Source organism: Roseomonas sp. BN140053 (genome assembly GCF_047690175.1).
Classification (GTDB): Bacteria; Pseudomonadota; Alphaproteobacteria; order Acetobacterales; family Acetobacteraceae; genus Roseomonas.
In genome coordinates this window covers 42736-57541 of the sequence record NZ_JBLLEB010000028.1, presented here as the reverse complement: position 1 = coordinate 57541, position 14806 = coordinate 42736, and the positions used below count along the sequence as shown (strand labels likewise).

Here is a 14806-nt window from a genome sequence, read left to right as displayed (position 1 = left end):
CCGCCTCGTCCGTGACTACGAGCGCCTCCCCGAAACCCTCGCGGGCCTGCATCTCGTCGCCTTCGCCTGCCTCATGCTCAAGAACCTCCTCAACCTGGAGCAGGTCCACAACAGCCTCTAGGAGCCTAAGCTCCTGGCGGGGTGTCCAGAGGGGCAGGGCCCCTCTGGCCGCGGCCCGAGTCACCCAAGACCGACCGACCCACCAGCCCGAAGGCCACGCCAGCGCCAGGGACCGCGGTTCTTCCCGGCCGCAGCGTGCGCACCCGGGCGCGGCGGCTTGCGGGCGTTGCGGCAGGCCGCCAAGTTGCGGGCCCACCAGGAGGGTACGGGATTGCCGATCCGCGACGCGAGCCTTGCCGACATTTCCGCGATCACCGCGATCTACGCCCATCATGTCCTGCACGGCACCGGCACCTTCGAGGAAGAGGCGCCGGACGAGGCGGAGATCGGCCGGCGCTTCGAGAAGGGGCTGGCGCATGGCTGGAACTGGCTGGTGGCGGAGAACGAGGCCGGTGAGGTGGTGGGCTACGCTTATTTCGCGCAGTTCCGCGACCGTTCCGCCTATCGCTTCACCGCCGAGGACTCGATTTACGTGCGCGACGACGTGCGCGGCCAGGGTGTGGGCAAGGCGCTGGTGGCGGAGCTGCTGCGCCGGGCCGAGGCCGCGGGCTTCCGCCAGATGCTGGCGGTGATCGGCGACAGCGAGAACGTGAGCTCCATCGGGCTGCACCTGTCCCTGGGCTTCCGCCAGGCCGGCGTGCTGCGGGCGGCAGGGCTGAAGTTCGGCCGCTGGGTGGACGTGGTGTTCATGCAGAAGCCGTTGGGGGAAGGCGACCGCGCCCTGCCGGAAGCCTGAGGCCCGCACGGGATATTTCATGCCGGGGCCGTAGCGTTAGCGGCTCCGATACCATCGGCGTGGTTTGCTTCCGGGCATGGACGCGCAGACCCAGACCCGCCCCGCCGCCGCGACCGCCGCCACCGCAGGACACGGCTTTCCCGAAATCTCGGCCGACACCCTGGCCGCCATGTCGCCCGAAGCGCTGGACGCGCTGCCCTTCGGGGTGATCGGGATGACACCCGAGGGCGTGGTGGACGTCTACAACGCCGCCGAATCGCGGCTCGCCGGGCTCAGCCTGTCCCGGGTGATCGGGCAGCACCTGTTCACGGCGGTGGCACCCTGCATGAACAACTACATGGTCGCCCAGCGCTTCGAGGAAGAGGCCGAGCTGGACGCGGTGGTGCCCTATGTGCTGACGCTGCGGATGCGGCCCACGCCGGTGCAGCTGCGCCTGCTGCGTCGCCCCGGGCTGGACCGGCGCTTCCTGCTGATCCAGCGCTGAGCCAGCGCGATGGACGCCGCGCCCCCGCCCGGCTCCCTGGAGGAGGAACACGAGGCGCTGCTCGGCTTCCTGTACATGTGCCCGGCCGGGCTGCTGCAGCTCGACGCCAGCGGCGCGGTGCAGATGCTGAACCCGCCCGCGGCGCAGATGCTGCTGCCGCTGCTGGCCACGCCGGTGCTGGAGAACCTGTTCACCTGCCTGGAAGGCTACGCGCCCGAGCTGCGTAACCTGGTCGCCGACTTCCACGAACCCCGCGGCACGATTTGCGAGAACCACCGCATCCACGTCAGCCAGGTGGCCGACCGGCCCGCCGTGCTGTCCTGCACCCTGCTGCGCATCCGGCCGGACTGCATCATGGCGGTGCTGAGCGACGTGTCGGCGCAGGTGGCGCAGGAGCGGCGGCTGCAGCAGGCGGAATCCTGGTTCGGCACCCTGCTGGCGGGGGTGCACGACTTCGCCCTGTTCTCGCTCGACCGCGACGGGCGGATCGACAGCTGGAACGCGTCCGCCCAGCGTCACACCGGCTTCACCGAGGCGGAGGTGCTGGGGCGCACGCTGCACCAGTTCTATGCGGCCGAGGACGTCATCCGCAACAAGGCGCAGGAGCAGATCGAGCGGGCGCGGCGCGAAGGCTGGGCCGTGGAGGAAGGGCGCCGGATCAACCGCGACGGCCGCGGCAGCTGGATGCAGAGCCTGGTGGCCGCGCTGCGCGAGCAGGACGGGGAGATCCATGGCTTTTCCGTGGTGATGCGCGACACCGCCGAGCGCAAGGTGAGCACGGACGAACTGCGCCGGCTGCTGACCACCGACCACCTCACCGGCGCGGCCAACCGCGCCCGGCTCTTCGACGTGGGCGAGATCGAGATCGCGCGCTGGAAGCGCCACGGCTCGCCGCTCTCGGCCATCATGTTCGATGCCGACCACTTCAAGCGCATCAACGACAGCTGCGGCCACGCGGCGGGGGATGCGGTGCTGCGGGAACTGGCCCGGCGCTGCCGCGACGGCTTGCGCGCGGTGGACACCCTGGCCCGCTACGGCGGCGAGGAGTTCGTGGTGCTGCTGCCCGGAATGGGGGAAGCGGAAGCGGCCGAGGTGGCGGAACACCTGCGCTGCACCGTGGCCGAGCGGCCGGTGGAGCATGCCGGCACCGCCGTGCCGGTCACGCTGAGCCTGGGCTGCGCCAGCATGGGCCCGGGCATCGCCGGCATGGACGATCTGCTCAACGCCGCCGACGCGGCCATGTACCGGGCCAAGCAGGACGGCCGGAACCGCGTCGTGCTGCACCGGCTGCAGCCGGAACCCGTGCGCACCTGAACGGACGGCGCCAAGCGCGCCCTGCCTGAAACGGGCGGTGGCCGATTCTGCCCTTCCCGCGCGCCGCACGTCCCCGTCCCGCCAGGCGGCCCCGTGTCGCCGGCCGCGGCCGGTGGCCGGGCTAGAAGGTGACCGCCGGCAGTTCCTCGAAGCCCGGCCGCGCGAACAGGTAGCCCTGGAAGCAGCGCACGCCCATGTCGCGCAGCGCCGCCACCTCGCCCGGGCTTTCCACCCCTTCCGCGATCACCCCGATGCCGAGGTCGCGGGTCATCTGCAGCACGCCGGCGATGATGCAGCGGCGGGCGGCGTGCCGGTCCACGTCGCGCACCAGCGCCATGTCGAGCTTGATCAGGTCGGGCTGGAACTCGGCCAGCAGATTCAGCCCGGCATAGCCGGCGCCGAAATCATCCAGGGCCGTGACGAAGCCGTGCCGCTTGTAGACGTCCAGGATGCGCCGCAGATGGGGCACGTCCTGCACCTTCTCGTTCTCGGTCAGCTCGAACATCAGGCGGTCGAGGGGCAAGTGGAAGCGCCGCGCGGCGGCCAGCGTCGCCTGCACGCAGTTTTCCGGTTCGTACATGGCGCCGGGGATGAAGTTGATGGACAGCCGGGCGCCGCCCAGCCCCAGCTCCAGCCCCGCCGCCAGTTCGATCGCGCGGCGGCGGCAGGACTGGTCGAAGGCGTAGCGGTTGTCGGGGGTGACGTGGGTCAGCACGGTGCTGGCACCCTCGCCGGCCGGGCCGCGCACCAGCGCCTCGTAGGCGACGACGCGGCGGTCTTCCAGATCCACGATCGGCTGGAAGGCCATGGAGAAGGGAAAGGGCGCCGAGCGGCCGCCGGAGCAGTTGCGACAGGGCTTGGTGGCCCGCTGGTCGGATTCGTCGACGTTCTCGACGCTGCTCATGTCACGCGTACTCCGGGGTGCCCATCACCCCGTTCCTTCAGAGTGAGCACCGTATGGTGCCACAGGTTGCCTCAGCTTCATGAAAACTTCCCTGAGAGGCACCGAATACTGCCGATGTTGCGATGACTGCCGTGCCGCCGCGACGCGATGCTTCATTGCCCCGGGCAGCCGCGCATCGCTGCGGCCTGCGGGCGGTTGTCAGGGTGCCCGGCGGAAATGCGCCAGGGTTGCCACGTCCTGCTGCAGCGCCTCGTCCAGCATGGCGCGGGCTGCGGGCGTTTCCACCAGGGCCAGCACGCGGTCGAACCAGGCCGCGGCGCCGCCCTGCCGCGCCTGGAACAACCGCTCCAGCGCCGCCGCGGCGGGCGAGCGGCCGCCACAGCAGGAACAGCCGGCGAGATGCGCGCCGAAGGGCTCGAAGCTCACCGCGGCGAGCAGCCCGGCCGGCAGGGGCGGCGGCGGTGCCTCGAACAGCGCGGCGGCCGGCGGTCCCGCGGCCAGCGCGGTGGCCAGCGCGGCCTCATCGGGCAGAACCGTCACGGGGATGCGGGCGTCAAGGCTCCAGGGCATGGCCGCAGGCAGATGAACCACCCCGCCCGCCCTGTCGACTCGGCGGCTATCGGCCGGGGTCAGGCGGCGCGGCGGGCCGGCAGCATCAACAGGCCCGGGCTGGGGCGCAGGGTAATGCGCATCTGCAGGCCGGGGGCGGTGTTGCCGGCCAGGGACAGGCGCAGGGCGGGCAGCAGCGTGGCCAGGATCGCCACGGCTTCCAGCGTGGCGAAGGAAGCGCCGATGCAGATGCGCGGCCCGGCGCCGAAGGGCAGGAAGGCGTAGCGGTGGCGGGCCTTGGCCAGTTCCGGGCGGAAGCGATCGGGGTCGAAGCGGTCCGGCTCCTCCCACAGCGTGCGGTGGCGGTGCACGGAATACACCGGGATGTAGACGGGGGTGCCGGCGCGGACGGGCAGGTCGCCCAGCCGCACGTCGCGCTGGGCGGTGCGGGCGACGATGGGGGCGGGCGGATAGAGGCGCATGGCCTCCTGGATCACCTGCCGCACGTAGGTCAGGGCGGGGACGTGGTCCGGCCGCAGCGGGCCGCCGCCGGTGACGGCGGCGATTTCCGCCAGCACGCGCGCCTCGACGGCGGGGTGCAGGGCGAGGAGGTAGAAGCTCCAGGCCAGGGCCAGGGCGGTGGTCTCGTGCCCGGCGGTGATGAAGGTCAGCAGGTTGTCGGCCACGTCCTGGTCGTCCATGGCCTGGCCGGTGTCGGGGTCCTGCGCCTGCAGCAGCAGGGAGATCAGGTCGCGCCGCTCCTCGCCCTCCGGGCCGTGGCCCGCCGGGTCGGCGCCGCGCCGGGCGGTGGCCAGGCGCAGCAGCTCGTCGCGCAGGTAGTCGCGGGCCCGCTCGGCGCGGCGGCGGCCGGGATGCGGCGTCCAGGCGGGCGCGTGCAGCATGGCCAGGGCGATGGCCCAGGAGGTGGCGCCGAGATAATCGGTGATGCCCTGCTCCACCCGGTCCACGTCGATGTCGCCGCGGCCCGAGAGCATGGTGTCCACGATGATGTCGAAGGTGGTGCGCATCATCTCGTGCCCGAGATCCACCGGCTGCCCGGCCGGCAGGGCCAGCCAGCGGTCGCGCGTGCGGCCGGCGGCGGTCAGCATTTCCGGCAGGAAGCCCAGGATGCGCTCGTGCCGGAAGATCGGCGCGGCGGCGCGGCGCTGCCAGCGCCAGCGCTCGCCGTCGGCGGTCAGGATGGCCTCGCCCAGCGCGGGCTTCAGGGCGCGCTGCATCGCCTCCGCCTTGACGAAGGCATCGGCCTCGGCCGTCAGGACCTGGCCCACCAGCTCGGGCGCCATCACGAAGACGCGGCGATAGCTGAACACGCCCTGCTGCACGATGGGCTCGGTGAGGGTGGCGGCCGGGATCGCCTCCATCGGGTTGCGCAGCACGGTGCGCAGCAGGCGCAGGGGGGAGAGCGGCGCCACCGGCAGGGCGGCCCCGGCCGGCAGAACGGTGGCTTCGGACAAGGGGGTTCCGGCACTCGCGGTGGAGCCGGCATATCGGCACGGCTGCCCCAGGCTTCCAGGCGGCGTCACGCCGCGTGACGTGCCAGGGGCCGCGCCCCCGGCGGGCCAGGGCCCGAAACAAGGCGCTGGCCCCCCTGGCCACACCGCGCTAGAGGGGGCGGCAAGCACCGACCGGCGCAGCCGGCCTGCGGCCCCCTTGCGAGGGGGCTGCCGAACAGGATATCGCCCCATGCCCCAGTATCGCTCGCGCACCACCACCCACGGCCGCAACATGGCGGGCGCCCGCGGCCTTTGGCGCGCCACGGGGATGCGCGACGGCGACTTCGGCAAGCCGATCATCGCCGTGGTCAACTCCTTCACGCAGTTCGTGCCCGGGCACGTGCACCTGAAGGACCTCGGCCAGATGGTGGCGCGCGAGATCGAGGCGGCGGGCGGCGTCGCCAAGGAGTTCAACACCATCGCGGTGGATGACGGCATCGCGATGGGCCACGACGGCATGCTCTACAGCCTGCCCTCGCGCGAGCTGATCGCCGACAGCGTGGAATACATGGTCAACGCGCACTGCGCCGACGCCATGGTCTGCATCTCCAACTGCGACAAGATCACGCCGGGCATGCTGATGGCCGCGATGCGGCTGAACATCCCCGCGATCTTCGTCTCGGGTGGGCCGATGGAGGCCGGCAAGGTCGTGCACCGCGGCGTCAAGCGCTCGGTGGACCTGATCGACGCCATGGTGGCCGCGGCCGACAGCTCGATCACCGATGCCGAGGTGGCGGTGATCGAGCGCTCGGCCTGCCCGACCTGCGGCTCCTGCTCGGGCATGTTCACCGCCAATTCCATGAACTGCCTGACCGAGGCGCTGGGCCTCTCGCTGCCCGGCAACGGCACGGTGGTGGCGACGCACGCCGACCGCAAGGAACTGTTCCTGGAAGCCGGGCGGCGGATCGTGGAGATCACCCGCCGGCACTACGAGACCGACGACATGAGCGTGCTGCCGCGCTCGGTGGCCACCTTCCCGGCCTTCGAGAACGCGATGACGCTGGACATCGCCATGGGCGGTTCCACCAACACCGTGCTGCACCTGCTGGCCGCGGCGGTGGAGGGCGGGGTGGACTTCACCATGCGCGACATCGACCGGCTCAGCCGCCGGGTTCCGGTGCTGTGCAAGGTGGCGCCGTCCGTGCCCGACGTGCACGTGGAGGACGTCCACCGCGCCGGCGGCATCATGGGCATCCTGGGCGAGTTGGACCGCGCCGGGCTGCTCGATACCTCCGTTCCCACCGTGCATTCCGACACCATGGCCGAGGCGCTGCAGCGCTGGGACATCAAGCGCACCGCCGACGAGAAGGTGCGCCACTTCTTCCGCGCGGCGCCCGGCGGCATCCCGACCACGGTGGCCTTCTCGCAGAACCAGCGCTGGGAAGAGGTGGATGACGACCGGCAGAAGGGCGTGATCCGCGCGCGGGAAAGCGCCTTCTCCGCCGATGGTGGGCTGGCCGTGCTCTACGGCAACCTCGCGGAAGAGGGCTGCATCGTGAAGACCGCCGGGGTGGACGAGAGCATCCTGCGCTTCAGCGGCCCCGCCCACGTGTTCGAGAGCCAGGACGCCGCGGTGGAGGGCATCCTGGGCGGCAAGGTGGTGCCGGGCGAGGTGGTGCTGATCCGCTACGAGGGGCCGCGCGGCGGGCCGGGGATGCAGGAGATGCTGTACCCGACCAGCTACCTGAAGTCGAAGGGCCTGGGGAAGGCCTGCGCCCTGGTGACGGACGGGCGCTTCTCCGGCGGCTCTTCCGGTCTCAGCATCGGGCACGTGTCGCCCGAGGCGGAGGAGGGCGGCACGATCGGGCTGGTGGAGACCGGCGACCGCATCGAGATCAACATCCCCGAGCGCACCATCCACCTGGCGGTGGACGACGCCACCCTGGCCGCGCGCCGCGCCGCCATGGACGCCCGCCCGGATGGCTGGCAGCCGGCGGCGCCGCGGCAGCGGCAGGTGTCGGCCGCGCTGCAGGCCTACGCCGCCATGGCCACCAGCGCCGCCCGCGGCGCGGTGCGCGACGTGCGGATGCTGCGCCGGCGCTGAGGAACCGCCGGCCGGGCGCGCCGCGTCCGGCCGGTTCGCCTTACTTCCTTACCATCTTACTTCCTTACCCGGACCTCGCCGAAAGGGCGCGGATCGGGCGTTTCGGACGGTATTCCTATCAGCCAAGTGGCTGATTCGTCAAGAGAATTACCTCGGGGGTCGCCTGCCCGGGCGGGCCGGGGTGCGGCCGGATGTGGCATTTCGGGCGGAATCTGACACATCCGGCCCGTGCGGCCAGGCCGGGGGAGTGAACTCCCCCGGACTTACTTCTTTCACCGCACCAGAACGAAGACTCGCTGCCCTCAGGACTTGCCGCCGTTGTCGCGGATCCAGTTCACCAGCGCGGTCAGCCGCGCCTCGTCGCGCAGGCCCGGATAGGGCATCGACCCGCCGGGCACGAGCTCGCGCGGGTTGCGCAGGTAGGCGCGCAGGTTCTCCTCGTCCCAGCTCAGCCCGCCCTCGGCCTTGGCGCGCAGGGCGGGGGAATAGCGGAAGCCCTCCACCGCGGCGGCGCGGCGTTCCCAGACCCCGGCCAGGCCGGGGCCGACGCGGTTGCGCGCGTCCATGCCGTGGCAGGCGCCGCACTGGGCGCGGAACAGCTGCGCGCCGTCCGGGGCGGCGGCCTCCTGCGCCCCGGCGGCGAGGCTGGGCAGGCTCAGGAGCAGGGCGAGGACGAACGGGCGCATGGGCGGTTTCCTGGATGTCCGGGCGGGCGCGGCAGGAGCCGGTCCCTTCGCCGGTTATTCTGCACGCCCGCGTCGCGAGGTGAATGCGGGGGAACACCGCCGGGTTGCGCGTCCCCCGCCGGCATTCCGGCGCCGCGGCGCCGGGGCAGGGAGGCCGGCAGTGGATGGGACGGGGCAAGGGCGCCCGCGCCGTGGGGCGGGGCAGTGCGGGGCGGGACAGGGCGGAGCGGAGCGGCGCGACACGGCACGGCGCGGCGCGGTGCAGTGCGACGCCGGCGGGGCGCAGGGGCGATGGACCCGCGGGCCTCGGCGCGTTGCACCTCTCCGGCCGCGCGCCGCCCGTGATAGGCTGGCGCCCATGGCCGACCTGCTTTCTCCCGCCCTTCTCCGCCCCGGCCGCGACGACGACGCGCCGGGCTTCATCCGGCTGATCGGCGACGCCTGGGGCGAATACCCCAACTGCATCCTGGACGTGGACGGCGAGAACCCGGAGCTGCGGGCGCTGGCCAGCTACTTCGCCGGGCGCGGCGGCGCGCTGTGGACGGCGGAACAGGGCGGCGAGGTGGTGGGCATGGTCGGCACCCGCCCGCTGGGCGCCGACGAGGCCTGGGAAATCTGCCGCGTCTATGTCCGCCGCGACCGGCGCGGCAGCGGCCTGGCGCAATCCCTGCTGGACGCGGCGGAAGCGCACGCGGTGGCGGCGGGGGCGCAGCGCTTCGTGCTGTGGACCGACACCCGCTTCGACGCCGCGCATGCCTTCTACGAGAAGCACGGCTACGTCCGCTCGGGCTCCATCCGCATCCTGGACGACGTGTCGCGCTCGCTGGAGTTCCGCTACGCCAAGCCGGCGCGCGGGCTGGTGGTGGAAGCGCTGGACGCCGCCGCCGCCGCCAGCGCCGAGCGGCGCCTGTCGGCCATCCTGATCCGCTGCGTGGCGGAGGGCGCGTCCGTGTCCTTCCTGCCGCCGCTGGCCCCCGACGTGGCGCGCCGCCACTGGCGCGCCGTGTCGGCCGAGGTGGCCACGGGCAAGCGGCTGCTGCTGGCGGCCTGGCTGGACGGGCGCATGGCCGGCACGGTGCAGCTGCACCTCGCCACGCCGCAGAACCAGCCGCACCGGGCGGAGATCCGCAAGCTGCTGGTGGACCCCGCCTTCCGTCGCCGCGGCGTGGCCCGCGTCCTGATGCAGCGGGCCGAACAGGCCGCCCGCGGCCTGGGCCGCCGGCTGCTGACGCTGGACACCCTGGCCGGGAGCGGCGCCGAGCCGCTGTTTCGCGAACTCGGCTGGCTGGAAGCCGGCCGTATCCCCGGCTACGCCCTGGACGCCGCGGGCCGCGCCGAAGCCACGGTTCTGTTCTTCAAACCCCTCGGCGGCTGACGATTCCGCCCGGGTTTCCGGGTTGGGGTGGTTGGTCTGGGTGGTGTGAGCGTTGGCCAGGAGGCTCTGCCTCCTGGACCTCCGCCGGGGAGTTACGAACTCCCCGGACCCCGCGTTGAGTGCCTCCGGCGGGGGCAGGATGGCCGAGGTTGGTCATCACGGACAACGCGGGCCAACCCGCCTCCGCCGGAGGCACTCATGAGGTCGAGGAGCCCAAGCTCCTCGCGCGGGACGAAGGCTTCGCCTTCGTCCTGGGGTGTCCAGAGGGGTGGCGCCCCTTTGGCCGCCGCCCGAACACCCAGGAACAGCCGCCCCACCCGGAACCGGGCGGGTGTTAGGATGTCATCCCCTGGGGTGGACTGCTAAGAACCGCGGCCATGCCCGCCAATGATGCGCTGACCGTTTCCCTGACGCCGGAGTTGCGCCGCTTCATCGCGGCGCAGGTGGAATCCGGCCGCTACGGCAGCGCCAGCGAGGTGGTGCGGGCGGGGTTGCGGCTGCTGAGCCGGGTGGACCCGCCGCGTAGGCTGGACGCGCCGCCCGCCGCGCGGGAGCCGGGCCATGACTGACCGGGCCGGGGAGGACGGGCTCGGGGCGGCGGGGGACGGCGCCGCGGCGGGTGGCACGGCCAGCGGGGTTTCGCCCCGCGGCGTGGTGACGGGGGCGCAGATCTGGACGGAGGCGGAGCGCCTGGCCGCGCTGCACCGCACGGGGCTGCTGGACACCTCGCCGGAACAGGCCTTCGATGACCTCGTGCGGCTGGCCGCCGAGCTGCTGGGCATGCCCATGGCCGGCATCCACCTGGTGGATGCGGACCGGCAATGGGGCAAGGCGGAGGTCGGGCTAGGCACCCGCCACATCGCGCGCGAGGTCGCCTTCTGCCCGCACACCCTGCTGCAGCCCGGCGGCATGGTGGTGCCCGATGCCACGCGCGACCCGCGCTTCGCCGACAACCCGCTGGTCACCGGCGGGCCGGGCATCCGCTTCTATGCCGGCATGCCGCTGGAAGCCGAGGGGCTGCCGATCGGTGCGCTCTGCGTGCTGGACACGGTGCCGCATGCCCAGGGGCTGGATGAGCGGCAGCTCTTCACCCTCCGCACCCTGGCGGCCCAGGTCAGCACCCAGATCGCGCTGCGCCGCGCCCTGGCCGAGCGCAACGCGGCACTGACCGAGCTGACCCGGCGCGGCGCGCTGCAGCAACAGACGCTGAACAGCGTCACCGACTACGCCATCATCAGCACCGACCCGCAGGGCCGCGTGTCCGGCTGGAACACGGGGGCGGAAAACGTGCTGGGCTGGACGGAGGCGGAGATGCTCGGCCAGCCCACCGAGCGCTTCTTCACGCCCGAGGACCGCGCCGCCGGGCGTCCGGCGGCCGAGATGCGCGAGGCGCTGGAGAGCGGGCGCGGCAGCGACGAGCGCTGGCATGTCCGCGCCGATGGCCGGCGCTTCTGGGCCAACGGCACCACCATGCCGCTGCGCGACGAGGCCGGCGCGGCGGTGGGCTTCGTCAAGGTGCTGCGCGACCGCACGGAACAGCACCGCGCCGAGCAGGCGCTGCGGGACGCCGAGCTGGGGCTGCGGCGGGCGCAGGAAGCGGGGCGGGTGGGCGTCTTCACCGTCGGCGTGGAGGACGGGATGCTGCAGGCCTCGCCGGAGTTCTGCCGCCTGTACGGCCTGCCGCCGCGCGACCGCTTCCCCGCCGCCGAGGTCGAGCGGCTGGTGCTGCCGGAGGATGCGGCGCTGCCCTCCAACGCGGAGTCGCGCCGCAGCGGCGAGGTGGCGGGCGACGTGGCCTACCGCATCCGCCGCGCCGACACCGGCGAGCTGCGCTGGATCGCCCGCAAGGCGGAGGTGGAGCGCGACGCGGATGGCCGGCCGCTGCGCTTCGTGGGCGTGGTGCAGGACATCACCGAGCAGCGCGCGGCGCAGCAGGCGGTGGCCGAGAGCGAGGCCCGCTACCGGGCGCTGATCGAGACCATCGATGTCGGCTTCTGCGTGCTGGAGATGACGTTCGACGAGGCCGGCCGGGCGGTGGACTACCGCGTGGCGGAGGCCAACCCGGCCTTCGAGCGGCAAACCGGCGCGGACGTGCTGGGGCGCTGGGTGAGCGACTTCGCCCCCGACCTGGAGCGGCACTGGTTCGACACCTATGGCCGCGTGGCGCTGACCGGCCAGCCCGTGCATTTCGAGAACGGCGCCGCGGTGTTCGGCCGCTGGTTCGACGTGCGGGCGCTGCGCATCGGGGATCCGGCCGCGCATCGCGTGGCGGTGCTGTTCAGCGACATCACCGGCCGCAAGCGCATGGAGGATGCGCTGGTGGAGGAGCGCAACCGCCTGGCGCAGATGTTCGAGCAGGCGCCGACCTTCATGGCGATGCTGCAGGGGCCGCAGCACCGCATCGAGCTGGCCAATCCCGGCTTCCTGCGGCTGGTGGGCCACCGCGAGGTGCTGGGCCGCACGGTGGCCGACGCCCTGCCCGACGCGGTGGCGCAGGGCCACCTGGACCGGCTGGACGAGGTGTTCCGCACGGGGCGGCCCTTCGCGGCGCGCGGGCTGCTCTATGCCGCGCAGCCCGTGCCGGGCGGGCCGGTGGAGGAGCACTACGTCGATTTCGTGTACAGCCCGATCCGCGACGCGGCGGGACAGGTGTCGGGCATCTTCGTGGAGGGTGCCGACGTCACCGACCGCGCCCTGGCCGAGCGCGGGCTGCGGCAGAGCGAGGCGCAGTTCCGCGTCTTCGCCCAGGCGGTGCCCAGCCAGATCTGGGCGGCCCAGCCGGACGGGCGGTTCTACTGGTTCAACGACCAGGTCTACAACTATGCCGGCGCGACGCCGGAACAGCTCTGCACGGCCGAGGGCTGGACGGCGCTGATCCACCCCGACGATTTGCCCGGCGCGCGGGCGGCCTGGGCGCACGCGCTGCGCACGGGCGAGGTCTACGAGACGGAGTTCCGCGTCCGCCGCCACGACGGCGCGTATCGCTGGTTCCTGGCGCGCGCCGAGGCGGTGCGCGACGAGGCGGGCGGCATCACCGGCTGGGTGGGCACCAGCACCGACATCCACGACCGCAAGCAGCAGGCCACGGCGCTGGCCGAGCTGAACGAGGTGCTGGAACAGCGTGTCGAGGCACGCACGGCCGAGCGCAACCGCATCTGGCAGGTCAGCCGCGACATGCTGCTAGTGGCCGACCTCGCCGGCGTCTGGCTGAGCGTGAACCCGTCCTGGACGCGGGTGCTGGGCTGGGAGGAAGCGGAACTGGTCGGACAAACCTCCGAATGGCTGGAACACCCCGACGACCGCGCCAGGACCCGTGCGGAGATGGAGCGCCTGGCGGACGGACGGGCCACGCTGGTGTTCGAGAACCGCTTCCGCACGCGGCGCGGCGACTACCGCATCCTGTCCTGGACGGCGGTGCCGGCCGAGGGGCTGGTGTTCTGCGTGGCGCGCGACGTCACCGAGGAGCGCGAGAGCGCGGCCGCGCTGCGCCTGTACGAGAAGATCATCCAGTCCGACCGCTCGCCGGTCTGCGCCTTCGACACGGAATACCGGCTGATCGCCTTCAACCAGGCGCATTCGGACGAGTTCTTCCGCATCTACGGCCATCGCGTGCGGGTGGGCGAGGTGTTCCCCGACCTGTTCCTGCCCGATCAGGCGCCGGTGATCCGCGGCTTCATGGCGCGTGCCCTGGCCGGCGAAAGCTTCACCGCCCTGGAGGAGTTCGGCGACCCCACCCTGGCCAAGCCGCACTGGGAGGTGTCCTACACGCCGCTGCGCGATGCCGGCGGGCGCATCACCGGGGCCTTCCACCACGCCAACGACGTGTCCTCGCGGCTGCGGGCGGAGGCGGAGCTGCAGGCGGCGCAGGACGCGCTGCGGCAATCGCAGAAGATGGAGGCGGTGGGCCAGCTGACCGGCGGCATCGCGCACGACTTCAACAACCTGCTGACCGGCATCATCGGCTCGCTGGAGCTGCTCAACACCCGGGTGGCGCAGGGGCGGATGGCGGATGCGGCGCGCTACGTTTCCGCGGCGCAGGGCGCGGCGCGGCGGGCGGCGGCGCTGACGCACCGGCTGCTGGCCTTCTCCCGCCGGCAAACCCTGGACCCGCGGCCCACGGACGCGAACCGGCTGGTGCGCGGGATGGAGGAGCTGATCCGCCGCACGGTGGGCCCGGCCATCGACACGGAGGTGGCAGGGGCGGAGGCGCTGTGGCCGGTGCTGGTGGACCCGCCGCAGCTGGAGAACGCGCTGCTGAACCTGTGCATCAACGCGCGCGACGCCATGCCCGATGGCGGGCAGCTGCGGATCGAGACGGCCAACACCTGGCTGGACGAGCGCGCGGCGCGCGAGCGCGACCTGCCGCCGGGCGCCTTTATCACCCTGAGCGTGTCCGACACCGGCGCCGGCATGACGCCCGAGGTGGCGGCGCGCGCCTTCGACCCCTTCTTCACCACCAAGCCGCTGGGCCAGGGCACCGGGCTGGGGCTGAGCATGATCTACGGCTTCGTGCGGCAATCCGGCGGGCAGGTGCGGATCTATTCCGCGCCCGGGGAAGGCACCACCGTCCGCCTGTACCTGCCGCGGCACCTGGGCGAGGCGGCCGCGGCCGAGGCGGCGCCGGCCCCCGCCGGGACGCTGCGCGCGCGTGCCGGGCAGACCGTGCTGGTGGTGGACGACGAGGCCACGGTGCGGATGCTGGTGGCCGAGGTGCTGGAGGAGCTGGGCTACGCGGCGACGGAGGCGGCGGACGGCGCCGCCGGGCTGCGGCTGCTGCAGTCGGAGGCGCGGGTGGACCTGCTGGTGACCGATGTCGGCCTGCCCGGCGGCATGAACGGGCGGCAGCTGGCCGATGCGGCGCGGGCGATCCGGCCCGGGCTGCGCGTGCTGTTCATCACCGGCTACGCGGAGAACGCGGTGGTGGGCAACGGCCAGCTGGAGGCGGGCATGCAGGTGCTGACCAAGCCCTTCGCCATGGAAGCCCTGGCCAGCCGCATCAAGGAGCTGATCGACACCCCCTGACCCGCCGTGCTGCCCGGCGGCGGGCAGCGCGCGCTGCGGGCTGGGAGTGCGACGGGTC

At 72.9% G+C, this 14806-nt stretch carries 11 protein-coding genes; 7 read left to right on the top strand and 4 right to left on the bottom strand.

The window, feature by feature from the left end; translation table 11 throughout:
- The first annotated feature begins 331 nt into the window (after nucleotides 1–331).
- The 3 genes from ACLIBK_RS19585 (at nucleotide 332) to ACLIBK_RS19575 (ending at nucleotide 2654) form a co-directional block, all read left to right on the top strand.
- On the top strand, nucleotides 332–856 hold the full coding sequence (locus ACLIBK_RS19585; protein WP_415388984.1) for a GNAT family N-acetyltransferase: 525 nt from the start codon (nucleotides 332–334) through the stop codon (nucleotides 854–856).
- A 76-nt stretch (nucleotides 857–932) separates the two neighbouring features.
- On the top strand, nucleotides 933–1340 hold the full coding sequence (locus ACLIBK_RS19580; protein ID WP_415388983.1) for a hypothetical protein: 408 nt from the start codon (nucleotides 933–935) through the stop codon (nucleotides 1338–1340).
- 9 nt (nucleotides 1341–1349) lie between these two features.
- The gene (locus ACLIBK_RS19575) at nucleotides 1350–2654 is read left to right on the top strand and encodes a diguanylate cyclase (protein WP_415388982.1); all 1305 of its coding nucleotides are present in this window, start codon (nucleotides 1350–1352) and stop codon (nucleotides 2652–2654) included.
- Between the two features lie 121 nt (nucleotides 2655–2775).
- Here the strand turns inward: ACLIBK_RS19575 and ACLIBK_RS19570 are convergent, their stop codons facing one another.
- From ACLIBK_RS19570 to ACLIBK_RS19560, 3 genes are all read right to left on the bottom strand, one after another.
- Entirely contained in the window at nucleotides 2776–3558 is a 783-nt protein-coding gene (locus ACLIBK_RS19570; RefSeq protein WP_415388981.1) for an EAL domain-containing protein, read from the bottom strand.
- Nucleotides 3559–3756: 198 nt separating this feature from the next.
- Nucleotides 3757–4128 carry a hypothetical protein gene (locus ACLIBK_RS19565; protein ID WP_415388980.1) on the bottom strand — a complete coding sequence of 124 codons (372 nt, stop codon included), beginning with the start codon at nucleotides 4126–4128 and terminating at the stop codon, nucleotides 3757–3759.
- Nucleotides 4129–4187: 59 nt separating this feature from the next.
- On the bottom strand, nucleotides 4188–5582 hold the full coding sequence (locus tag ACLIBK_RS19560) for a cytochrome P450 (RefSeq protein WP_415388979.1): 1395 nt from the start codon (nucleotides 5580–5582) through the stop codon (nucleotides 4188–4190).
- A gap of 229 nt (nucleotides 5583–5811) precedes the next feature.
- Here ACLIBK_RS19560 and ilvD point away from each other — a divergent pair, with 229 nt between their 5' ends.
- Nucleotides 5812–7665, top strand: a complete 1854-nt coding sequence (gene ilvD / locus ACLIBK_RS19555) for a dihydroxy-acid dehydratase (RefSeq protein WP_415388978.1) — start codon at nucleotides 5812–5814, stop codon at nucleotides 7663–7665.
- Nucleotides 7666–7967: 302 nt separating this feature from the next.
- On the opposite strand, the gene ACLIBK_RS19550 is transcribed toward ilvD, so the two are convergent.
- Complete coding sequence (locus ACLIBK_RS19550; protein ID WP_415388977.1) at nucleotides 7968–8351, bottom strand: c-type cytochrome; 384 nt, start codon at nucleotides 8349–8351, stop codon at nucleotides 7968–7970.
- A gap of 358 nt (nucleotides 8352–8709) precedes the next feature.
- On the opposite strand from ACLIBK_RS19550, the gene ACLIBK_RS19545 reads away from it, so the two are divergent.
- From ACLIBK_RS19545 to ACLIBK_RS19535, 3 genes are all read left to right on the top strand, one after another.
- A complete protein-coding gene (locus ACLIBK_RS19545; RefSeq protein WP_415388976.1) occupies nucleotides 8710–9726 on the top strand; it encodes a GNAT family N-acetyltransferase in 1017 nt (338 codons plus the stop codon).
- Between the two features lie 377 nt (nucleotides 9727–10103).
- The gene (locus tag ACLIBK_RS19540; protein ID WP_415388975.1) at nucleotides 10104–10295 is read left to right on the top strand and encodes a type II toxin-antitoxin system ParD family antitoxin; all 192 of its coding nucleotides are present in this window, start codon (nucleotides 10104–10106) and stop codon (nucleotides 10293–10295) included.
- Entirely contained in the window at nucleotides 10288–14748 is a 4461-nt protein-coding gene (locus ACLIBK_RS19535; protein WP_415388974.1) for a PAS domain S-box protein, read from the top strand. Before ACLIBK_RS19540 ends, ACLIBK_RS19535 begins: the two co-directional genes overlap by 8 nt.
- Nucleotides 14749–14806 lie beyond the last annotated feature (58 nt).

What these genes read in the sequence shown, in the direction of transcription:
- ACLIBK_RS19580 (WP_415388983.1), top strand. Translation starts at nt 933, where the DNA reads ATGGACGCGCAGACCCAGACCCGCCCCGCCGCCGCGACCGCCGCCACC.
- ACLIBK_RS19540 (WP_415388975.1), top strand. Translation starts at nt 10,104, where the DNA reads ATGCCCGCCAATGATGCGCTGACCGTTTCCCTGACGCCGGAGTTGCGC.
- ACLIBK_RS19565 (WP_415388980.1), bottom strand. Translation starts at nt 4,128, where the DNA reads ATGCCCTGGAGCCTTGACGCCCGCATCCCCGTGACGGTTCTGCCCGAT.
- ACLIBK_RS19575 (WP_415388982.1), top strand. Translation starts at nt 1,350, where the DNA reads ATGGACGCCGCGCCCCCGCCCGGCTCCCTGGAGGAGGAACACGAGGCG.
- ACLIBK_RS19550 (WP_415388977.1), bottom strand. Translation starts at nt 8,351, where the DNA reads ATGCGCCCGTTCGTCCTCGCCCTGCTCCTGAGCCTGCCCAGCCTCGCC.
- ilvD (WP_415388978.1), top strand. Translation starts at nt 5,812, where the DNA reads ATGCCCCAGTATCGCTCGCGCACCACCACCCACGGCCGCAACATGGCG.
- ACLIBK_RS19545 (WP_415388976.1), top strand. Translation starts at nt 8,710, where the DNA reads ATGGCCGACCTGCTTTCTCCCGCCCTTCTCCGCCCCGGCCGCGACGAC.
- ACLIBK_RS19570 (WP_415388981.1), bottom strand. Translation starts at nt 3,558, where the DNA reads ATGAGCAGCGTCGAGAACGTCGACGAATCCGACCAGCGGGCCACCAAG.
- ACLIBK_RS19535 (WP_415388974.1), top strand. Translation starts at nt 10,288, where the DNA reads ATGACTGACCGGGCCGGGGAGGACGGGCTCGGGGCGGCGGGGGACGGC.